The sequence below is a fragment of the Ligilactobacillus agilis DSM 20509 genome, from assembly GCF_001436215.1.
Taxonomy (GTDB): Bacteria; Bacillota; Bacilli; order Lactobacillales; family Lactobacillaceae; genus Ligilactobacillus; species Ligilactobacillus agilis.
Window position 1 is genome coordinate 1 of sequence record NZ_AYYP01000032.1, and the last position, 21,512, is coordinate 21,512.

21 protein-coding genes and 1 riboswitch are annotated in these 21,512 nt (G+C 43.8%); of the genes, 8 read left to right on the top strand and 13 right to left on the bottom strand.

Annotated elements, in window-relative coordinates:
- Positions 1-499: 499 nt before the first annotated feature.
- The 8 genes from FC14_RS04735 to FC14_RS04770 all read right to left on the bottom strand — a co-directional run bounded on the left by FC14_RS04735 (position 500) and on the right by FC14_RS04770 (position 7,498).
- The gene (locus FC14_RS04735) at positions 500-1,234 is read right to left on the bottom strand and encodes a DUF1129 domain-containing protein (RefSeq protein WP_056976692.1); all 735 of its coding nucleotides are present in this window, start codon (positions 1,232-1,234) and stop codon (positions 500-502) included.
- Between the two features lie 18 nt (positions 1,235-1,252).
- Positions 1,253-2,353: a redox-regulated ATPase YchF gene (ychF, locus tag FC14_RS04740; protein WP_056976693.1), complete on the bottom strand. Its 1,101-nt coding sequence runs from the start codon at positions 2,351-2,353 to the stop codon at positions 1,253-1,255.
- Between the two features lie 18 nt (positions 2,354-2,371).
- Positions 2,372-2,560, bottom strand: a complete 189-nt coding sequence (locus FC14_RS04745; RefSeq protein WP_050611616.1) for a DUF951 domain-containing protein — start codon at positions 2,558-2,560, stop codon at positions 2,372-2,374.
- Positions 2,561-2,572: 12 nt separating this feature from the next.
- Positions 2,573-3,436: a ParB/RepB/Spo0J family partition protein gene (locus tag FC14_RS04750; protein ID WP_056976694.1), complete on the bottom strand. Its 864-nt coding sequence runs from the start codon at positions 3,434-3,436 to the stop codon at positions 2,573-2,575.
- Positions 3,437-3,445: 9 nt separating this feature from the next.
- The gene (gene noc / locus FC14_RS04755; RefSeq protein ID WP_056976695.1) at positions 3,446-4,297 is read right to left on the bottom strand and encodes a nucleoid occlusion protein; all 852 of its coding nucleotides are present in this window, start codon (positions 4,295-4,297) and stop codon (positions 3,446-3,448) included.
- Positions 4,298-4,309: 12 nt separating this feature from the next.
- Positions 4,310-5,041, bottom strand: a complete 732-nt coding sequence (gene rsmG, locus FC14_RS04760) for a 16S rRNA (guanine(527)-N(7))-methyltransferase RsmG (RefSeq protein WP_056976696.1) — start codon at positions 5,039-5,041, stop codon at positions 4,310-4,312.
- Between the two features lie 150 nt (positions 5,042-5,191).
- On the bottom strand, positions 5,192-6,625 hold the full coding sequence (locus tag FC14_RS04765; protein WP_056976697.1) for a nicotinate phosphoribosyltransferase: 1,434 nt from the start codon (positions 6,623-6,625) through the stop codon (positions 5,192-5,194).
- 117 nt (positions 6,626-6,742) lie between these two features.
- Complete coding sequence (locus tag FC14_RS04770) at positions 6,743-7,498, bottom strand: NUDIX domain-containing protein (protein ID WP_056976698.1); 756 nt, start codon at positions 7,496-7,498, stop codon at positions 6,743-6,745.
- A 113-nt stretch (positions 7,499-7,611) separates the two neighbouring features.
- Between FC14_RS04770 and FC14_RS04775 the strand changes: the two genes are divergently transcribed.
- From FC14_RS04775 to FC14_RS04800, 6 genes are all read left to right on the top strand, one after another.
- The gene (locus FC14_RS04775; RefSeq protein WP_056976699.1) at positions 7,612-8,379 is read left to right on the top strand and encodes an alpha/beta hydrolase family protein; all 768 of its coding nucleotides are present in this window, start codon (positions 7,612-7,614) and stop codon (positions 8,377-8,379) included.
- 251 nt (positions 8,380-8,630) lie between these two features.
- Complete coding sequence (locus FC14_RS04780) at positions 8,631-9,290, top strand: HD domain-containing protein (protein WP_056976700.1); 660 nt, start codon at positions 8,631-8,633, stop codon at positions 9,288-9,290.
- A gap of 74 nt (positions 9,291-9,364) precedes the next feature.
- A complete protein-coding gene (locus FC14_RS04785) occupies positions 9,365-10,303 on the top strand; it encodes a LysR family transcriptional regulator (protein WP_056976701.1) in 939 nt (312 codons plus the stop codon).
- A gap of 161 nt (positions 10,304-10,464) precedes the next feature.
- On the top strand, positions 10,465-11,343 hold the full coding sequence (locus tag FC14_RS04790) for a metal ABC transporter solute-binding protein, Zn/Mn family (protein WP_056976702.1): 879 nt from the start codon (positions 10,465-10,467) through the stop codon (positions 11,341-11,343).
- A 113-nt stretch (positions 11,344-11,456) separates the two neighbouring features.
- Positions 11,457-12,113 (top strand): metal ABC transporter ATP-binding protein, encoded by a 657-nt coding sequence (locus tag FC14_RS04795; protein WP_056976703.1) that lies wholly within the window; start codon positions 11,457-11,459, stop codon positions 12,111-12,113.
- Positions 12,113-12,913, top strand: a complete 801-nt coding sequence (locus FC14_RS04800) for a metal ABC transporter permease (RefSeq protein ID WP_050611627.1) — start codon at positions 12,113-12,115, stop codon at positions 12,911-12,913. The genes FC14_RS04795 and FC14_RS04800 overlap by 1 nt, the downstream gene beginning before the upstream one ends.
- Before the next feature lie 54 nt (positions 12,914-12,967).
- On the opposite strand, the gene FC14_RS04805 is transcribed toward FC14_RS04800, so the two are convergent.
- Positions 12,968-14,599, bottom strand: coding sequence for a peptide ABC transporter substrate-binding protein (locus FC14_RS04805; RefSeq protein WP_056976704.1), 1,632 nt, complete (start codon positions 14,597-14,599; stop codon positions 12,968-12,970).
- Between the two features lie 674 nt (positions 14,600-15,273).
- Positions 15,274-15,368, top strand: a riboswitch (THF riboswitch).
- 43 nt (positions 15,369-15,411) lie between these two features.
- On the opposite strand from FC14_RS04805, the gene FC14_RS04810 reads away from it, so the two are divergent.
- Complete coding sequence (locus FC14_RS04810) at positions 15,412-15,942, top strand: folate family ECF transporter S component (protein WP_050611629.1); 531 nt, start codon at positions 15,412-15,414, stop codon at positions 15,940-15,942.
- A 54-nt stretch (positions 15,943-15,996) separates the two neighbouring features.
- Here the strand turns inward: FC14_RS04810 and FC14_RS04815 are convergent, their stop codons facing one another.
- The 3 genes from FC14_RS04815 to serC form a co-directional block, all read right to left on the bottom strand.
- Entirely contained in the window at positions 15,997-16,581 is a 585-nt protein-coding gene (locus FC14_RS04815) for a uracil-DNA glycosylase family protein (RefSeq protein ID WP_056976705.1), read from the bottom strand.
- 132 nt (positions 16,582-16,713) lie between these two features.
- Positions 16,714-17,892 carry a phosphoglycerate dehydrogenase gene (locus FC14_RS04820; RefSeq protein ID WP_056976706.1) on the bottom strand — a complete coding sequence of 393 codons (1,179 nt, stop codon included), beginning with the start codon at positions 17,890-17,892 and terminating at the stop codon, positions 16,714-16,716.
- Positions 17,893-17,895: 3 nt separating this feature from the next.
- On the bottom strand, positions 17,896-18,981 hold the full coding sequence (gene serC / locus FC14_RS04825) for a 3-phosphoserine/phosphohydroxythreonine transaminase (RefSeq protein ID WP_056976707.1): 1,086 nt from the start codon (positions 18,979-18,981) through the stop codon (positions 17,896-17,898).
- 555 nt (positions 18,982-19,536) lie between these two features.
- On the opposite strand from serC, the gene FC14_RS04830 reads away from it, so the two are divergent.
- Positions 19,537-20,940 carry a C40 family peptidase gene (locus FC14_RS04830; protein ID WP_338131944.1) on the top strand — a complete coding sequence of 468 codons (1,404 nt, stop codon included), beginning with the start codon at positions 19,537-19,539 and terminating at the stop codon, positions 20,938-20,940.
- A gap of 58 nt (positions 20,941-20,998) precedes the next feature.
- On the opposite strand, the gene FC14_RS04835 is transcribed toward FC14_RS04830, so the two are convergent.
- Positions 20,999-21,502, bottom strand: coding sequence for a YIP1 family protein (locus FC14_RS04835; RefSeq protein ID WP_056976709.1), 504 nt, complete (start codon positions 21,500-21,502; stop codon positions 20,999-21,001).
- Between the last annotated feature and the right edge of the window lie 10 nt (positions 21,503-21,512).

Consider the following 21,512-nt stretch of genomic DNA (forward strand, 5'->3'; position numbering starts at 1 on the left):
ACCGCATAGTCTATTTTATATATTTAAACTGTATACTTGACAGGACATAGTGCCCAAGACGGTTTTTTAAGGCTTATGGCTAGCCAAGCCACCTTAAAAACAGACTAAAAACCAATAATCAAGATTACTCTGGGGCCCTATCAATCCCTCGCTGCCTACAGCTTTTCCAAGTAATTTTTCACATATTCCTATATATACATTCTAGCATAAAGTATAGTGCAAAACCAAAAATAACTAAACTATTTCTGAAAACAACCTATAAGTTCCATCAACTTATATATAAGTTTAGAATTATAAGAAACTTTATCTTAGTCGCATAGTTCTAACTATCTTTTGAACTTGTCTAACATGTATATACATTTTAAGCTAAAATATATTATACACTATTTTCATTATTTTACACAACCCTTTTTTGTTTTTTTAATCGCACTCCCATAAAAAAATCCGTTTTGCGGATAAATCATTTTCCCGCAAAACGGCCGCTTAAGTTTGCTAGCTTTTACCGAAAGACCCGTTGGAAACCTAGCTTGCCCTTTAAGTAGTAACGAACCCCAAAGCCGACTACCGCTAAGATAGCGTAGATAATTGGGCTCAAGACCACGTTAATTGAAGCTGGGATTAAGGCGACTAAATAGAAGATGACCATCCAAACCGCAATCAAAGCAATTGTAGATAAAATCATGTGCACCCACTTGTGCTTATGCTTGTTGAGGTTTTCCGGTAACATAGCCGTGTAGAAGTAGGCTAACCCAATCCCGGCAATTACTGAAGTGGTTAATAGCGTCAGCCACCCGCCACTTGCTTGGGTTTGAGCGTTGCCCCCGAAGAAGCCCATGAGTGAGTACATTGCACAAAAGAGGATAAACATAATTAAGCCGTTATCCAAGGCCACCACCCAAAACTTTTGATTTTGCGCTGGGGCTGCTTCTTTCTTAGCCGGACCATCGACTAATTCCTTAGCCTTTTCTTGAACCGGACCGTACAACTTGGTAGCCGTATACCCTTGTTTTTGAACCTTCTTTAATTCTTGATACATAGTCTCTAGGATGTCGTTTTTCTTTTCATAATCCATTCCTCGTTCATCCAAGGCCTTATCTAAATGAAAGAGGTAGTCTTCATTTCGCTTAGTCAAGCCATCGAACTTACCGCCCCTAACAGTCACTTCTTGTTCCCGCACTTGAGCTTGTTGTTGGCTGGCCGCTTGATTTTTTTCACGATTTGTTTGCTCTGCCACAATGGTTTCCTCCCTTACTTAGACGTTAAATCTAAATTCAATAATATCGCCATCTTGAACCTGGTATTCTTTTCCTTCAGACCGCAACCGACCGGCTTCACGGACCGCCTGCATACTACCGTATTTATCTAAGTCTTCAAAGGAAACTGTTTCTGCCCGGATAAAGCCTCGTTCAAAGTCTGAGTGAATTATCCCTGCCACTTGAGGAGCCTTCATCCCTTGCTTGAAGGTCCAAGCCCGGGTTTCTTTGCCACCGGCAGTAAAGAAGGTAGCTAACCCTAAGAGCTTGTATGAGGCCTTGATTAAGCAATCTAAACCTGATTCCTTAACCCCTAAGTCTTCCAAGAAGAATTGACGTTCATCGTCATCTAATTCGGCAATTTCTTCTTCCGTCCGGGCAGAAATAGCTAAGGCTTGTGCCCCTTCAGCTTCAGCAAATTGCTTTACTTCTTGGTAATACTTACTTTCCTCTGGATTAGCAATATAGTCATCAGAGATGTTTGCCACGTATAAAACCGGTTTAGAAGTCAATAAGAAGAGACCCTTAACAATCTTTTTTTCTTCATCATTGAATTCGATTGACCGCACGGCTTTACCGGCTTCTAGGACAGGCTTAATCTTCTTAAGTACTTCAAATTCAGCCACGGCAGCCTTATCCTTAGTCCGGGCCACCTTTTCCACCCGCGCATACCGCTTGTTGATGGAATCAAGGTCGGCTAAAACCAATTCTAAGTTGATGGTGTCGATATCTTCTAGGGGCGCCACCTTATTAGCAACGTGGGTAATGTTATCATCATCAAATGCCCGTACAACGTGCACGATAGCATCAACCTGCCGAATGTTTTCTAAGAACTTATTTCCTAGTCCTTCACCCTTACTTGCACCCTTAACAATCCCCGCAATATCGGTAAATTCAAAGGTGGTGTGAATAATCTTAGCGGCTGGAATTAGTTCATCGATGCGTGCCAACCGTTCGTCAGGAACTTCCACCATCCCCACATTAGGTTCAATTGTCGCAAAGGGATAGTTAGCCATTTCGGCCCCTGCCTTAGTAATCGCGTTAAATAAAGTTGACTTACCCACGTTAGGTAAGCCGACAATTCCTGCAGTTAATGCCATCTTTTCTGTCACTCTTTCTTAATTATTTTCTGCTGTCTCTAGAACTTTCTTCATTTTCTTTTCAAATTCCCGCCGGGGCAGCATGATGAGGCGGCCACAACCTGTGCACTTAATCTTAATGTCGGCCCCTAATCTGATAATTTCCCAGCGATTAAGGCCACACGGATGTGGTTTCTTCATTTCAACGATATCATGTAAATTATACATTAAAAAGCCCCCTTAATCTAAACTTATCTGCAAAATCTCTAAAATTCGGTTAAAATCCTCGGTGGAATAATAGTCTATCTCAATTTTACCCTGAGCCTTTTTCCCCTGGGGCTTAACCTCTACCTTGGTCCCTAATTTCTCTGCTAGTAGCTGAGCTGTTTCTTGATAATAAAGCGCGTATTGATTAGTTGCTTTAACTGGCTTAGGCTTTACCTTGTTAGTCCCGTTAAGCTTAGCCACTAGCTCCGTTAGCTGCCGGACCGTCAAGCCTTCACTCACCGTTTTTTGGGCCAGTTGCGCTAACTTGCTCTTATCGTTTAAGGACAGAAGGGTCCGGGCCTGGGCCATCGAGAGCTCACCGGCTCGCAGGGATTGTTTTACCTTGGGGGGTAAGCCTAACAAGCGGAGGTAATTAGCGATATAAGGCCTTGACTTACCCAAGCGCTTAGCTAGCTGGGTTTGGTTTAAGTGTAATTTTTCCATTAAAGTCGCGTATGCTTGTGCTTCTTCTAAAGGATTCAAATCTTCACGTTGCAAATTTTCCACGACCGCAATCTCCATCATTTCTTCATCACTGATGGTGCGGATAATAGCAGGAATCTGCTTTTGGCCGGCCATTATCGAGGCACGAAAACGTCGTTCGCCCGCAATTAGCTCGTAGCCCTTTACCTTGGAGGGCCTAACAATCACCGGTTGAAAAACCCCCGTCTTCTTAATTGAATTAGCCAGTTCCTCTAAAGCGCCTTGGTCAAATACTTTTCTAGGTTGATAGGGGTTAGGCCGCAAATCGTCAAGGCTTAGCTTAACGACTTGATCATCCTTACCATTGGCCAGTTGGGCTAGCCACTTACTATTGAGTGCTTGTTGCTCTACCACTTTGACCACCTACTTTTGGTCGGAGCCATCCAGGGGAATTTCAATGATAATCCGGTGAACCCCTGGAGCATCTTCTTCACTGGTCGTTACCTTTAAGCCCGTGTCAGTTACCATTTTAACCGACTGCCTAATGGTATTAAGGGCAATCTTGACGTCCTTAGAACTTCCCTTAGTCCTAGCCTTGGCCTTCTTTTTAGGTTGAGCCTTGACCTTAGGCGCAGTTATCTTGGCAACCAAAGCCTCAGTTTCCTTGACGGTTAAGTGGCCTTCTTCAATCTGCTTTAACAGCTCGACTTGTTGCTTATCGTCTAAACTCACCAAGGCCCGGCCGTGGCGTTCTGTCAATTTCCGGTTTAAAATTGCCCGTTGCACCCCCATGTTAAGCTTGAGCAAGCGCAACTTGTTAGCCACAAACGATTGACTCTTCCCGATTTCACGGGCTAGTTGTAACTGGGTTAACTGGTTTAACTCCATCAACTTTTGGTAGGACTGGGCCTCTTCGATGGCAGACAAACCTTCCCGCTGTAAGTTTTCGATTACCGCCATGGAGGCTGCCTGAGTATCATCCATCTTCTTGATTAAGGCCGGAATCTTTTCCCACTTAAGCCGGTTAACCGCCCGAAACCGCCGCTCACCCGCGATAATTTCATACTTTCCGGCTTCGTATTCGCGAACCACGATTGGTTGCAATAAGCCGTGCTCCGCAATGGTTGTAGCTAATTCGGCGATACTTTCATCGCTAAAGAGCTTGCGGGGCTGGTAGCGGTTAGGAATAATCTTTTGGACCTCTAACTCGACAACGTCATTAACCCCTGGTTTAGCACTGACCTCTTTTTTCGATTTAAAAAATGAAAAAGCCATCCTAACTCCCCCTTACTTTGCTACTAATGGCTGCTTAGCAGGCGTACCTGCCTTACGTGGATATTTCTTAGGTGTTTCCTTTTTCTTAGTAATCACGATAATATGCCGCTCATCCCCTAACTTAGGAAGGGTTAGCTCAATATCTTGACTGACCGTTCCTCCGAGCGTGGCGATGGCATAGGTTGCTTCTGCAAGCTCACTTTCGGCCTTTTGGGCTTTAAGGGCTACAAAGCGTCCGCCTTTTTTAACTAAAGGTAAGCACAATTCGGACAAGACCGTCATCCGCGCAACTGCCCGCGCCGTCACAATGTCAAAGCTTTCCCGGTAAGGACTCTTTTTGCCGGCAAATTCCTCTGCCCGGGCATGGAAGAAGGCCACCCCCGTTAAATCCAGCTTAGCAGCTAACTCATTCAAAAAGTTAATCCGCTTGTTTAGTGAGTCAACAATCGTTACTTTAAGCTGGGGGAAAGCAATCTTTAGCGGAATGGATGGGAAGCCGGCACCTGCCCCCACATCACACAGACTTAACTCCTCTTTTCTGAGGTCTGTCACCGCAATCCCTGCTAGAATCGAATCATAAAAATGCTTTAGGTAAACTTCCTTTTCTTCCGTAATGGCAGTCAAATTTAAGTGCTGGTTAGTTTCAACCAAGAATTGATAGTAAATGGCAAACTGTTCTAATTGCCTTGCTGTCAACTCAATTCCTTGAGCGGCCAATGCTTGGCGGAATTCTTCTGGCGTCATAATTTTCCTCCGTAATTTTGTGAAACAAAATACGTTTCACAGGCTAGTTCTAGTGTAAGTGATTTAGCCGGTAAAAACAAGCTCTTAGCGCAAGCAAAAAACGGTAGCACCCACACAGACGCTACCGTTTTCTCAATTTTTTCTAGCTTATTAGTGCTTAGCTAGCATTTCCTTTTGCAAGGTGTTTAACTTACTTGTAACGTAGACTGGGAAAATAGCCGGGTTCATCAAGCGCTTAGTTTCAGCTGGTAATTCTTTTAAGGCAGCCTGGCTATTTGCTTGAATCTTAAAGACGTCACCTTCGAGTTCTTCTACCCGCTTCGTTCCCCTAAGCACCGGCCGTAATAATGGCTTAGCAATAAAGTCTTGCAGTACATGTTCTTTTTTGGTTGCCAGTGGGTCGGCCTTAACTACCGATAATGAGTGCCCCAACTTTTCGTCACGAAGGGCAATCACATCGGCAAAGGCTTGGCCAGAGGTATTATATAGCCGGTAAACTTGCTTAATCCCTGGCAGAGTCACCTTGGTCTTACTTGCGCTGACCTTAATCTTAGGTTCCACCTGCCCATCTTCATGCTTAACCGCACAAAGCTTGTAGACCCCACTTAACACGGGGGAGGTAGAAGAAGTAATCATCTTTTCACCCACCCCAAAGTTATCAACCTGGGCCCCTTCGTCAAGAATGGATTCGATAATGTATTCATCTAGGGCATTAGAAATCGTAATCTTAGCTTCGGTAAAGCCGGCTTGATCTAACATCTTTCTAGCCTTCTTGGTTAATTCGGTCACATCTCCAGAATCAATTCTAATTCCAATGTTAGCGTCCACACCCTCAGTCTTTAGTTGTTCAAAGACCTTGATGGCATTAGGAATCCCCGAGTTCAAGATGTCATAGGTATCGACTAATAAAGAACAGTTGTGGGGATTTTGCCGGGCCCAGGCTTCAAAGGCTGCTAGTTCGGTTGGGAAAGACTCAATCCAACTGTGAGCCATTGTCCCGGCCACCGGAATGTTAAATTTCTTTCCGGCTAAGAGGTTAGAAGTCAACTTCGCCCCCCCAATAATCGTTGCCCGCGCCCCGTAAATCGAGGCATCTGGCCCTTGTGCCCGGCGGGACCCAAATTCCATCACGGCCCGGCCCTTGGCTGAAGCCACAATCCGGCGGGCCTTAGATGCAATTAAGGTCTGGTGGTTAATCAAGTTAAGCAACATTGTTTCATATAATTGGGCTTGGATTAATGGACCTTGTACCGTAACCACGGATTCACCGGAAAAGACCGGCGTCCCTTCTTCAATCGTCCAAACCTCACATTGATTTTGAAAATCTGCTAAGTACGCTAAAAATTCTTCACTAAATAAGTCTAACTCCCGTAGGTAATCTAACTCACTAGCAGACAAGTGGAATTTTTCAACGGCTTCGACCGCTTGTTTCACCCCGGCAAGAACCACAAAGCTGCCGTTGTCAGGCAGGTTTCTAAAGAAGATGTCAAATACACCCTCTTCTTTTGGCAACTCTTGGTAAAAGGCATTTGCCATTGTAAATTCGTATAAGTCTGTAAGTAAAGCCAGTTTCTCTGGATTCATAAAAATTCTCCTCGGTTTCGATTAAAAGTAAAAATTACTTTTTTGAAAATAACCTGTTAATTTAATATATTGCTATTAACATAACAAAAAAACACCTGCTTGACAAGCGTTTTCTTGCTATAATTTTAAGCGGTACAAGCGCGGAGGCCGCCCCGGCCGACCAGCCGTGGCCATGCCGACGTCTTTTAGGAGGTGGCCGTGGGTCTTTTTGAAGTTAGAGTTATCAATTTGCTTGAGGGTCGTCATCAAAAAGGGGGCGTAGACGCTTCTGGCTTCCTTTAGGGTAAAGGTATTGCCCAGGATTAATAAGATATTGGGCTGATAGTCCAGCTTATTTTTTATCCGGGTAGCTGCTACCTGAAAAATCCACTCGTGATCAAAGGCTAGGTGGGCTTGCCCACTAGCTAGTGGTTGGTCGTAGTAAGCCTGCTCCGTTTGTGCCTGGCTAGCCCAAAACAGCTTTTGGCCGCTGACTAGGCAGTATTTTTCTGCCTGGTAGCCAAACCGAAACCACCGGACTTCACTTGCGCCATAGCCAGCTCTAAGGGTTGGCATTTCCGGTAAAAAGGTCATGTAGGCCAAGGAAATAGCCCGTTCTTTTTTAGTCCGCTTAGGGTTGGTAAAGGTCGCCAACTGCTCCGTATGAAACGAGGCCAACTCTAGGCCGATTTTTTCCTTCACTAACCGCAAGGCCGCCTGGTCTGCACTCTCCTTGGTCCGCATAAAGGTTTCTGGCAGCGCCCACCGGTTCTTATAAGGAGCGCTAGCACGTTTGACCAATAGCAGGTAAACTTGTTCGCTAGCCCGGTCAAAACTCCAAATTAGGTTAACAATGTTGATTAAGGGCCGTTCTAATAATTCTACTCCTGCCATCGAATTTTCCTTCCTAACTTAAATTCTTACCTTAAGTATAACACAAGCTAACTTTAACCTAGCTAATGCTATAATTAATGAAACACTACCCTGATTAAGAAAGGATCAACTTTATGCCTAGTTTTACTTTAAATGAACCAACCTTACTCCAAAACCCCCGCCTCCACTTAAACCTCCCCTACGCATTCAAAAGCGAACGGGCCTTACGCTTGCACCTCATCGAACCAGCAACTAGCAAGGGTCACTACCCACTAATTATCTTCTCTGCGGGGACAAACTTTACTAATGACGACTTGAGTCACTACTTTTATCCACTCATGCAACTAGCCCAACAAGGTTTCGTCATTGCCTTAGTGGAAGTGCGCCCTAAAGATGTGGCCCCCTTTCCGGCCCAAACTAGCGACCTCCTCAGCGCTAGCCGTTACCTTCTTGGCCACGCCTACCAATATCAAATTGACCCTTACCGCTACTTTTTGTGGGGGCACGGTGCTAGTGCTAGCTACTCTAGCCTTTTAGCTAGTCTAACCGCCACCAACCAAGCCTTCAATGATGAAGATTGCCGCATGCAGGCTTTAAACTACCAAGCTTGCATCTGCTTTGGCTTAACTAGCCTCAAACCCACCAGTTCTTACTTTGCTAACCAGTCAGCTGACTTATTTTCTTACTGGGGGAAAAGGGACCTCAAAGATAACTTATATATACAAGTAGGTTCAGAAGCTGACAATTTATTTTTAAATTTAGATTTACTAGCTCACCCCAGTCAAAAAAAGAGTCTAGTTTACTATACCCCAGCTAAAAAAGCCCTTGATGACAGCTTTTTTAGTCCTTATCTAATAAATATTGTTCAAAACTTTCTTAAACAAAAAGTTAAGAAAAAATAACTTTTTGTTATTTTTCATATTTTGTTCACAAAAAATTCACATTTTCTTCACAACTTTATTTTATTGTATATACATACCTAATAACAAACAACAAACAAACTTTTCATTTACTCCCCCTAAACAGTAAGTGAACCCATCAAATCAGACATCCTAAACTGATTTGATATATATTCCTTTTTCTCCATGGCTTCCCGGTCATGGAGTTTTTTTGTGCTATAATTTTGGATAAGATTAACCAAGGGGGCCTTTCCATGAACTCACAAGCACAATTAACCACTATCAAAACCTTCGCTAAAAGTAAGTTAGCGGCTGATAAAACCGGCCACAACTTCGACCACATCCAGCGGGTAGTTAAACTAGCCAACCGCTTAGCTAAAGCGCAGACCAAACCAGTAGATTTAACCGTAATTTTAGCGGCCGCTTACCTTCATGACACAATTGACGATAAATTAGTCGCTAGCCCCAAGCAGGCTGTCAATGAAGTTAAGGAATTACTTACCTCCCTAGCCTTTAGTTCAGCTCAAAGTGACGAAATTATTCATATTATTACCCATATGTCCTATGCCAGCAATTTGAACGAAAAACAAGTCCTGTCTTTAGAGGGACAAATCGTCCAGGATGCCGACTGGCTAGATGCAATCGGGGCCATCGGTATTACCCGGGCCATCTACTACGGTGGAGCCCATGGCGAAAAGATTTACGACCCAGAAATTCTACCCCGAACCCAATTAGACAAAGCCAGTTACCGGAATTTAGCTGATGAAACCATCATCAACCATTTTTACGAAAAGCTCTTTAAACTGGCTGACATGTTAAATACCCCGCAAGCACGCGCCCTCGCCGCTAGCCGCCAACAGGTAATGAAGGACTTCGTGGCTACCTTTAAGGCAGAGTGGGACGCTGAGGCCTAGGGCAATAACCTTGCCTATTTATGCCTGTAAGTGCATAATGTAATTAGTTATTTTACAAGAAAGGGGCCAGCCTTATGCGCTCGTTTGAAAATGATCAACAATTTATCAAAATTCTCGAAACCATCATCGAGTACGGTAGTGTCAGCAAAGCAGCCGACTACCTTTTTATTTCCCAACCTTCTTTAAGTAAGAAGTTAAAACAATTAGAGCGTGACTTAGGCGTAACCTTGATTGACCGTAAGCATCACCCCCTTCGCTTAACCGAGGCCGGTGAATTCTATCTGACCAACCTCAAACGATTAACTAGCCAATACGAAGCCGTCTACCACGATTTAACCCGGATGGCTAGCTCTAACCACGGCCAGTTAACCTTAGGGGTCACCCAATCGTTAGGACAAAAGATTTTGCCCCTCATTTTGCCCCAGTACCACAAAGTTTATAACGACGTTAACATCCAGATAGTGGAAGATACCTCTGAACACAATGAAGAGCGATTGATTCACGCTAAAATCGACCTCTACTTGGGAATTTTGCCGATTTTCCGCTCTGATGTCCACTACGAACAACTGGCAAGCGAGCCAGCTTACCTCCTGGTACCGCAAAGCCATCCCCGCTACGTTGCCGACCAACCTAAGCAAAAGCTCGCCTCAGTCAAGGATATCCTCCCGTTTGTAACTGATTTTCCTTACATCAGCGCTTCTGAAAACGTCGGTTTCCAGCAGCTGATTACCAATACTTTAGCCGAAAACGGCATTACCCTCAAACACTTCTTACGTTGTAGCAACCTGTTGACGATTGCGCAATTAGCGGTTAGAAACCTCGGCTGTACAATTGTACCTAAATCAGTTGCCAATAAGGTTAAAAATATTCAACCAGCTAACTATTACGAGCTGCCGGTTGACGATTTAAGCTATAAGTTAGTCATCGCTCATAAAGAAAACGAAGAGCTTACTGCTCAGATGACCGCCTTTATCAAAATGGCTAAAGGCTTAGGTGACCGCTTATTAGCCTAATTTTTTTAAATAGTAATCGGGACACTCCTAGCGCTTAGTTAGTGACCTTTGCCAAACTAGCTAAATCGTAATCGCCTGTCAGGCCTACTCTTTAAGGCTTGACAGGCTTTTTGGTCTCCGTTACCATCTAAAAAGTAATCATTACACATAAGGAGAAAACGATGCTTAATTCAAAAATTTTTAAAATCGCCTTAGCCACTTTCGGCCTCTGCTTAACTTTAGCTTTGAGCGCCTGTGCTAAGAATCAAACCCAAACAAAAGCTGACCAACTAAAGGTTGTAACTACCACCGATTTTTACGGAGAAGTTGCCCGCGCGGTACTTGGCTCACACGGCAAGGTCACCCCGATTATCACTAGCCCTAGCGTTGACCCCCACGACTACGAGCCAACTACCAAAACGGCCAAACTAGTCGCTAAGGCAGATTTGGCGGTCTATAACGGGCTGGAGTACGATTCCTGGATTAAAAAACTTGGTGCTAAAAAATACCTGACCGTCGCTTCGGTTACCGGGGCAAAAATTGGGCAAAATGAACACTTGTGGTACCAACCGCAAACAATGTCCAAACTAGCCTTAGCTTTGGCCAAAGAGTACGGGCGCTTAGACCCTAAGCACAAGCAAGATTACCTAGCTAACGCTAAAAAATACCAGGCTAAATTAGCTCCCTTAACTAAAATGGTCGCCCAAATCAAGACTAAATCCCAGGGGCAAAAAGTAGCAGTTAGTGAACCTGTCTTTGACTACTCTTTAGAGGCGATGGGCTATCACATCACTAATAAGCACTTTGCTATGGCCGCCGAAGAAGAAACCGATCCCTCTTATACCGATATTAAGAAGTTGCAAACGGCCATCAAAAATAAGGAGATTGCCTTCTTTGTACTTAACACTCAGTCTGATAGCAAGGTGATTACTAACATGGTCAAATTATGCCAGGAGTACAAAATTCCGGTGGTGAAGGTGACTGAGACCCTCCCTGCCCACCAAAATTATGTTTCCTGGATGAAGAAGCAATACCAACAAGTTCTTACTTTACAAAAATAGTTTTTAAGCCAAAAGTCACCCACTTTTGGCTTTCACTTTTGCCTGCCTAACCAAGCTAGGCTATAATTAATAATATTATTTGGAAGAAAGGACAGGCATTTAGCCCGATAATTATGGATTCGATTTTAACAGTAACCAATTTAGACTTAGATATTCCCAAGCGCCGGCTGTTTAATCACCTTAGCTTTGAGCTACCAGCCCATAAGCTGACCTGTATCACCGGCGAAAACGGGGTGGGAAAAACTACCCTAGTTAAACACCTCCTGGACGATTTAGCCCGCAAAAATCAAAACCACGTTAGCTTTCAGATCACCAGGGAACAAGTCCAATACGTACCCCAGCTAAGAAACATTGATGACGAATATCCCCTTAGCATTTACGACTTCGTGGCCCTGGGATTTAAAAAGCGCATCCTGCCTTGGAACTCGCCCAAGATGAAAGCTACCTTAAATCAGATTTTAGCTGAAACCAACCTCACTAAAATCAAGTACCAGCCCTTAGGCCGCGCATCCGGTGGCGAAAAACAGCGGGCTTACTTAGCTCAAGCTTTGTGTGCTAACCCCGAGTTGTTGATTTTAGATGAAGCTACCGCCAGCTTAGACGTTGTCAGCAAGCACGAGTTGTTAAAACTACTAACCAACATCATGAAGAAGCGGGGCTTAACCATCCTCTTCATTACCCATGACCCAGAGCTAATTGAGCAATACGCTGACTACGAATTACACTTGGCCAATCAAACCGGTCACTTAATTAAAAGGGGGCAAGCTTAATGTTTTACTATGCTTTTATGCGTTATGCCTTCACGGCGGGGATTTTTATCGCCTTAATCTGTGCCTTCATGGGAGTCTTTGTCGTTGCCCGGCAAACCTCCTTTTTCACCCACACCCTCTCCGAAATCGGCTTTTCTGGTGCTTCTTTCGGGGTGTTCATGGGAATTTCACCCCTGTTGGGGATGTTAACCTTTACCTGTGCTAGTGCGATTTTGATTGGCTTTTCCGGAGAAAAGCTAGGTCGGCGCGAAGCGTCAATCAGCGTATTTTCTGGACTGTTCTTAGGGTTAGGAATTTTATTTTTATCCCTGTCAGACCAGCAATCCAGTTATGCCACCAGCATCCTCTTTGGAAGCATCGTTGGAATTGACGCCCATAACCTCCACACCCTAATCGGCTTGAGTTTAGTCCTGCTGGTGACAATCTTCTTCATGTTCAGACGCCTGGCCTATAACTCATTTGACGGGCAAGGGGCCGAATATAATCAGCGCTATAACCAGTTGGTTTCCATTGTGTTCTTAGTGCTCTTGGCCCTAACCATCAGTGTCACCGCCCAAATTGTCGGTTCACTTTTAATCTTTGTCTTACTAACGATTCCGGCTTCGGCAGCTAAATATTTCGCCCACTCGCTTAAAAAGATGATTGGGCTCACCTTCATCTTTGCCCTAACCGGCATTTGGCTAGGCCTTTACCTTAGTTACCTTACTGATTGGCCGGTCAGCTTCTTCATTACTGCCATCGAGGCCATCATTTACGGGGGCGCTATTTTTAAAGAACAGCTAGCCACTGCCCATAAATAAGTACTAAAAAAGAGTTTATTGCGAAAATTTCTTCGTAATAAACTCTTTTTTTGCTTATTTCAAGTAGGCACCCTTCCAGTTAAATTGGACCCCGGCCGTGTTATAAACCACGCCCTTAACATTCGTTTTAACTAGCGAAGCTTGGGCCAATTGGTAAAGTGGAGCCACCCCTTGGTCATTGTTCAAAAGGCGGCTGGCCTTAACTAAGTCATTCATCCGCGCCGACTTATCAGTAGCATCCTTGCCTTTAGCATCAGCGATTAATTGGTCATATTCCTTGTTTGACCACTTTCCGTTGTTGTAGCTAGCATCCGTGGTAAACATGTCTAAGAAGCTAACTGGGTCTGAGTAATCAGCGGCCCAACCGGATAAGACGAGGTCAAAGTCGCCACTTTCTGCCTTAGCAATCCGGGTCTTCTTAGGAACATTATTAACCGTTACCGTCAAGCCCTTTAAGTGTTGTTCAAGTTGACTTTGTAAGTATTCCGTTACGTTCTTGCTTACCCCGTCATCATCACCCAACAAGTTCAAAGATACTTTAGACACACCTTCTTCTTTGAGACCTTCTTGCCAAAGTTTCTTTGCCTTGGCTAAATTATAGTTAGCACCAGTCTTAGTATCTTGTAAAACTGAGAAGTCCTTACCATCAAATTGGGTCAAGCCTTTAGAAACAATCCCGGTTACGGTCAAAGAACCATTGCCTAAGACCTTATTGACCAGTTGTTTTCTATCAACGGCATAGGATAAAGCTTGGCGGACCTTGGTATTTTGGAGTACCTTCTTAGTTTGGTTAAATTCGAGGTAGTTAGTCCGCGCTTGTTTGTAAGAGACAAAGTCCGGTTTGCCCTTCAATTCCCGGGCTTGGGTTGCATCCAAGTAAGTTTGGTCTAACTTACCACTTTGATAGAGATTGTAAGAAGTGTTGGTACTCTTGGTTACCTGGAAGGTCATCTCTTGTAGCTTGACATCTTTTTTATCCCAGTAAGTTGGGTTCTTGACTAACTTCCAACTTAAGTTAGACCCGCTCCAACCAGTCATCTTAAACGGTCCGTTATAAACCATGTATTTTGACGTGGTCCCGTACTTCTTACCGTATTTTTCAACCGCATGTTGGTTTTGAGGATAAAAGACCGTAAACCCAAGCAGAAGTTTAAAGTAAGGCACCTTTTTATCCAAGGTTACGACCAACTTGTGCTTGCCTACCGCTTTAACACCCAAAGTCTTGTATGACTTCTTATTAGCGGCGATGTCGCTAGCATTTTTCACACCCTCAAACAAGTAAGCGTAAGCCAAAGCTGTTTTAGGATTGACAGTGCGCCGCCAAGAATAAACAAAGTCTTGGGCGGTTACCGGGTCACCATTTGACCACTTGGCATCCTTCCGCAAGGTAAAGGTGTACTTCAACCCACCGTCAGATACCTTAGTTGAAGTGGCTAAGGCATTTTCAACCTTCGAGTTTTTCCCTAACCGGTACAAACCTTCGTTACTGTTAGCAATCACGTCCGAGCTGACCTGGTCTTGAACCAAAGATGGGTCTAAGGTTTGCATTTCAGCCGGTTCACTCCAGCGAAGGGTCTGCTTGCTAGCAGCCTTGACCCCGGTCGTTGGAAAACAGGTTGCTAAACTTAACGCCCCCATCAATACTACACTTGTCTTTTTCAACTTCTTTTTCATCTCTGTTTGCATTCGAAATCCCTCATTTCCCGAACGCCTCATAACATTAAGCGTTCGTAGTTAATACTTGTGCTTGAATGTTAATAATGCCACTAGCTGACATTGTAACCACCTCGAATCCGCCTAAATTAAGCTAAACAAACAAAAAAGACGCCCCTTAACCGAAGTTAAAGGACGTCATCAACGTGGTACCACCTTTATTTACAGGAAAAATATCCTGCCTCAAGTAAGCAGCCCTAATACTTTAGGGCGATTTACCGGTGCGATAACGGGCACTGCCAACTTTGGTGATTTGCGACTGATTTCAACGTCTATATTCGGCTAACTTTCACCAACCGTTAGCTCTCTTAACCCTAGTCCACGTCTACTTGTTCCGCTCAAAGCTTTAATTGATTTAATTTGATGCTTATATCCTAACGCGCTTAAATTAAAATTTCAAGTGCTTTTTTTAATTTAATTAACCATTTCTAAATGCATCAGCAAAATAAGCCCGCCAAATCAATGATTTAGGCCGGCTTACTCTGTCTATATTTTAGGGGAATCTCTAAATCTTTAGAGAAAAAGTTATGAAAAAGTAGGTTTTGTTATTGGGTATGCTTACACTATAATGGGTAGATATGAAAAAAGTTTGAAATTTTTTTGAGTCTTCTCTTTCATTTTCATGATAATATGGTAAACTTAAGGCCTAAGGGGTAGGCTTAGTTGCGTTACGGGCCAAGGGAACGGAATGTGGACCTTGGCAGAAAGGCAACGCCGACGTTTCTAGGCCGCATTCACCATTTTTGGTGCTTGTTTTCCCAAAAATTTTAGGGAGATGTTTTAGCATGTTAAAACTCACATGGCACAGTCCAAAATTAGCAACTAAGATTTTGACACTAACTGCAATCTTAGTCGCTATTCATGTCGTCTTAGGTAAGATTTCCGTTGGTTCCGATAGTCTCTTCAAGATTAGCCTGGGCTTTATAGGTACTGCTCTAATTGGTTATTTTCTTGGCCCTTGGCTAGGAGGCTTAGCGATGGTTTTAAGCGATTTAATCGCTAATACCATCCTCGCAAGCAACGGAAACTTTTTTATTGGCTTCACATTTAGCGCCTTTTTATCAGGGGTTATTGCTGGTAGCCTGCTCCACAAGCAAGATTTAACTTGGTATCGGTTGGCCTTTTATGAATTTTGCCAACTAGTAATCACCAACGTCTTTTTCACCACCTTGTGGATTCATATCTTATATACGACGCCGTTTAAGACCTTATTACTGGCTCGTTTACCTAAGGAGATTATTTTTTGGCCGATTGAAACAATCGTTTTGATTGTTCTTTTCAAAGCCTTGTCCAAGCACAAACTTAACTTAGATTAATCAAAAATCAAAGCAGGATCTAACCATGTTGCCAGTTAGATCCTGCTCTTAATTTTAGGATAAAATTTTCCTCACCCTAGCTTGTAAGTCGGGGATCACCTCAGCTTCAAACCAAGGATTTTTCTTGAGCCAAATTTGATTACGGGGTGAAGGGTGCACCAAGGGAAAGTAAGTCGGTAAGTATTCCTGGTAGTTCTTAACGACCGTAGTCAACTTCGTGCTCGCCTTCAAATTGAGGTAATGCTTAGTCGCGTAAGCCCCCACTAAAATCGTTAACTGTATGTTAGGCATCGCCGCCAGTAAGCGGGGGTGCCATTTTTGTGCAAAGCCCTTACGAGGGGGTAAGTCCCCGCTCTTGCCACTGCCAGGAAAGTAAAAATCCATCGGTAACACGGCTACTTGCCCGGATTCGTAAAAAGTCTGCCGGTCAACAGCCAGCCAGCTACGGAGCCGGTCTCCGCTAGGATCGTTCCAAACAATCCGACTGTCTTGGGCTTTCTTACCCGGAGCCTGCCCGATAATCAGTAATTTTGCTTGCGGATTAGCATAGTAAAGCGGCTCTATCCCCGCTTGAGTGTAAGTTTCGTTTTGGGGATCAGCCATAATTTCAGCAAATATCTTCGTTAAGTTTTCAACCATTCTACTTCACCTCACTAATTCCAGTCTACCGCTAGTTTAACCGAAAAGTAATTCCATTTTGGTCATAAAAAAGAGTCGCCGGTAAGCGACCCTTTTGGGCAAATGCCCCTGCCAAGGTAATTACAGTTTAGCTCATGCCCGCGGATTTTTCAAAAAGCGGACCCGGATTACCTCGGGAATGTGGAGCAATTCTTTAGTCAGTTCGGCTTGTTGCTCCGCGCTGACAGTTGCCATATCAATTACCGTGTAGGCAATTTTTTCCCGTGACCGGTTAATCATGTTATCAATGTTTAAATTATAGTTGGCCAAAATGGTAGTAATCCGCCCCACCATGTTAGGCACATTTTGGTGGATTAAAGTTAGGCGCAATGGCGCTTCAAAGGCCATTTCTACCGTCGGAAAGTTAACTGAATTGACGATGTTGCCCGTTTCTAAATACTTACGCAAAGTCCTAGCTGCCATCTTAGCCCCGTTAACCTCGGCCTCAGCAGTTGTGCCACCTAAATGGGGGGTCACAATTACTTTTTTGTGGCTAACCAAAGCAGGGGTGCCAAAGTCACTGATGAATAGTCGCAACTTGCCGGCGGCTAAAGCTGCTAAAACAGCCGCGTCGTCTACAATTCCACTCCGGGAATAGTTTAATAACACCGCGTCTTGCTTCATGGCCTCCACCTGTTCTTTGCCAAGCAAATGGCGGTTCTTCTCGGTATAAGGAACGTGGACGGTCACAAAGTCGCTGACGGCTAATAAATCCTCTAGGCTTTCCGCCCGAGGAATGTCGTTTGATAGTTGCCAAGCGTGCTCTACCGAAATATAGGGATCATAACCGATGACCTTCATGCCAAGGTCGCTGGCCGCCTTAGCCACCCGGGACCCAACGGCTCCAAGCCCGATTACCCCAATAGACTTACCCAGTAGCTCACTGCCAGCAAAGTGATTCTTGCCGGCCTCGGTTTGTAAGGAAACATCCGCGCCCCCCAACTTATGCGCCCAGGGGATTGCATCAAGTACCGGCCGTGATGCCAATAACAACATGGTCAAGACCAGTTCTTTAACCGCGTTAGCGTTAGAGCCTGGAGTGTTAAAGACGACTGTCCCTGCCGAAGTAGCTTGAACCAAGGGAATATTATTAACCCCTGCCCCCGCCCGCGCAATCGCTAAAACGTTAGTGCCAAATGGGGTCTTATGCATATCTTGACTCCGGATTAAGAGGGCCTGAGGCTTTTGGCTTTGGTTAACAGTATATAAATCGGTTGGAAATTCGGCCAACCCTTCCTTGGCAATCACATTGTAAGTTTTAATATCCATCATAATTTATTTCTCCCCTACTGTCTTGGCAAATTTTTCCATAAAAGCAACTAAAGCTTCGACCCCTTCATAAGGAAAGGCGTTGTACAGACTAGCTCGCATTCCTCCAACCAAGCGGTGACCCTTCAAGTTAAGCAAGCCTTGGGCAGTAGCTTCTTCAATAAAGCGTGCATCCAAAGCCTCATCCCCAGTCATAAAGGGTACGTTAGTGGTGGACCGGTCACTTACCTTCGTTACGGCTGGTTTAAAGAGGGTCGAATTATCCAAATAGTCATAAAGTAAGGCAGCCTTTTTTTCGTTGCGCTTTTGCATCGCAGCCACGCCCCCTAAATCTAGTAGCCACTTAAAGACTAATCCAGCTGCATAAATTGCAAAGACGGGGGGCGTATTTAGAGCGGAGTCTTTCTTAGCTTGCTTGCTATAGTCAAGCATAGCTGGTAAAGCCTGAGCTTGGCCTAGCAAATCCTTTTTAACAATGACAATAGTTAAGCCCGCGGGGCCAATGTTTTTTTGCGCCCCCGCATAGATTAAACCAAAGTCGTTAACGTCATAGCTTTGGCCCAAAATATTTGAGGACATATCACCTACCAACAGGTTTCCTTCAGTCGCTGGTAACCGGCGGTACATAGTGCCTTCAATCGTGTTATTGGTTGTAATGTGAAGGTAATCATAAGCCCCGGTTAAATTCAACTGGTAAGGAAGTTCGGTGTAGCCACTGGCCTGCCCACTAGCAACCGGGTCAACTTCTACGCCCACAAGCTGTGCCTCTTGCCCGGCTCGCTGTGACCAGTGGCCGCTATCAATCAGCCCGATTCGTTTCTGTTTAGTTGCTAAGTTCAAAGCCGTAGCCGTAAATTGTAAGGTCGCTCCTCCTTGTTGGAATAAAATTTCGTAAGTATCCGGAATTTTCATTAACTTCCGTAAGTCTGACTTTGCTTGGTGAAACATTTCTTCGTAAAGAGAGGAGCGGTGACTAATCTCCAATACACTCATGCCACTGTCTTTAAAAGAAGGCTGTTCGGCTTGCATTTTCTTGATGACTGAAACTGGCAACACCGCCGGCCCAGCCGAAAAATTATAAACTTCTGTCACATTATCCACTTCTTTCTTTAAAAATTAATTTTCCAAGCTTATTTTTCTCATTTTAAGTTCTAAGCTCCACTTTAAATATAGCTTATTTAGGCATAGAGGGCAACTAATAAAATTAAAAACAGCTAATAATAAGTCTTATCTTTAATTAGTTTATGCACCGCTAAACAAGGTTAGCTGCTTGTAATCTTTAACTGACGCCTCTTAATCTTTTTGTAACATAAACGTCAAACTAAATTTTAAGGTCTCAGAACATTGCCCCACCTAAGCCGGCTAATTCCTAGCTAGTAGACCTTAAATCTTTCGTAACTTTTTTGTAACATTTGTGTTAGGATAAGAATTACAAGTCAACTTACCTTTCAGAAAAAACGGCTCAACCACGGGCTTTCTTTGCTTAAGAATTACTTAACAAATTCTTACAAAAGTTAGCAATCCCTTTATAATTAGCTTTTATCGGACTTTTGTTACAAAAAAATTAAGTTTTGTAACCTTTTTTGTACCCTAATGCAATATTAAAAGATTAAAATAGAATCACAGTCGTAAAATTAATATCCGGGAGTGAAAGATTTGAATAATACTACTAAGAAAATTTTATTCGGTACTGTTGGAGCAGCCGGTTTATTCCTAGCTTCCTCAGCTAGCGTTAACGCTGATACAACCCACTACGTTGTTAAGAACGATACCGTTTGGGATTTATCACAAAAATACGGCGTTTCAATTCAATCAATCGAACAATTAAACAAAATTAACACTGACACCCACTTAATTCGCGAAGGGCAAACTTTAACAATTCCTACTACTGGTAAGACTGCAGCTAAGACTGCTACTAAGACCAGCCAAGTAACTGTTAAAGCCGGCGATACTTTATGGGCTTTAGCTCAAAAGTACGGGACAACCGTTGAAAAGTTACGCCAACTAAACGGCCTTGCTAGCGACGCTTACTTAATTCATGTTGGCGACGTTATTAAGGTTGACGGTCAAGTAACGACAACAACTACAACCAATGCCCAAGCTACTTCAACTGTAAGTTCTGAAGCTAACCAAACTAGTCAAGCTGCTGCAACCGCAAGTTCTGAAGCTAACCAAACTAGTCAAGCTGCTGCAACTGCTAGTTCTGAAGCTAGCCAAACCAGTCAAGCTACTTCAACCGCAAGCTCTGAAGCTAGCCAAGCTGCAAGTACTAGTCAAGCAGCTACTCCATACGTAGCCGCTAACCACGTAACTTATACGGTTCAAGCCGGGGACTCACTTTACACTATCGCTCAAAAGTACGGTGTAACTGTTGACTCCTTACGTCAAGCTAATACTTTAGGGGCTACTTTACAAGTTGGTCAAAGCTTAACAGTTAACGACCCAACTAAGAACCCTCAAGCTAGCGTAGCTGCTAGTCAAGCTGAACAAACTCCAGCTCAAACTACAACCACTAGCCAAGCTACTCAAGCAACCCAAACAACTCAAGCTGCAACGACAACTAACCAAGTTGCCCAAACAACTAGTCAAACTACTAGCCAACCAGCAGCTCAAACTCAAACTAGCCAAGCTAGTCAAACAACCCAAACTAGCCAACAAACTCAAGCTAGCCAAGCTCAAGTTGCTACACCATCATCATACTCAGTTAGTGCGTTACTTTCATACGCACAAACATTCACTGGGGTACCTTATGTCTTAGGTGGAACAACTCCAGCTGGCTTTGACTGCTCCGGCTTTACCCAATATGTCTTCAACCACTTCGGCAAGAACATTGGTCGGACTACTTACCAACAACAATACGCTGGTACTAAGCTTGCAGTATCAAGTGCTCAACCAGGCGACTTACTCTTCTGGGGTGCATACGGTTCAGCTTACCACGTAGGTATCTACCTTGGTGGTTCTTCTTACATCGCTGCTCCAGAACCAGGTGAATCAGTAAGTGTTAAGAGCTTTACTTACTACCAACCATCATTTGCAGTTCACGTGAACTAAGCATTGATTTCAAACTAAAAGCACAGCTTCAAAAAATTGAGGCTGTGCTTTTTTATGCTTATTTAACTAATTGGTAAATCGATCCAGCTGACAGCAAGATTGCAAAGACAATGTTTACAATCAAATTTTGCTTCTTGCTCAACCGACCATCTAGGTAAACGTACAGGATGGCCTGACTGAAAATTACCATTAAAATATTGGCATAGTTACTAAAATCAGTGCTAATTAATTGTTTCTTGACTAAAGCGTAGCCAACTTCAACTAAGGAATAAAAAATTACTGGGTAGCGGCTAATTAAATAGGTAACGTAAGCATCCTTAAAGGACATCGACTCCCCTGTCAACCGCACTACTCCTTTAAGAATTAGAGCCACCAACAAACACCCAATAATCGTTGCAATCACAGCAGTTACCGTCCCTGCGACTTGCGCCGTTTTTAGTGCTTGAGCTGGCATCTTCATCTTACTGTGGGCTAAGGCTATGTTCCCAACAATTGCGGTTAATACAGCCATTATCACTAAGTTGACATGACTTAACCATAAGAGCTTCTTATCCGTCGCCATCAAATCTCCC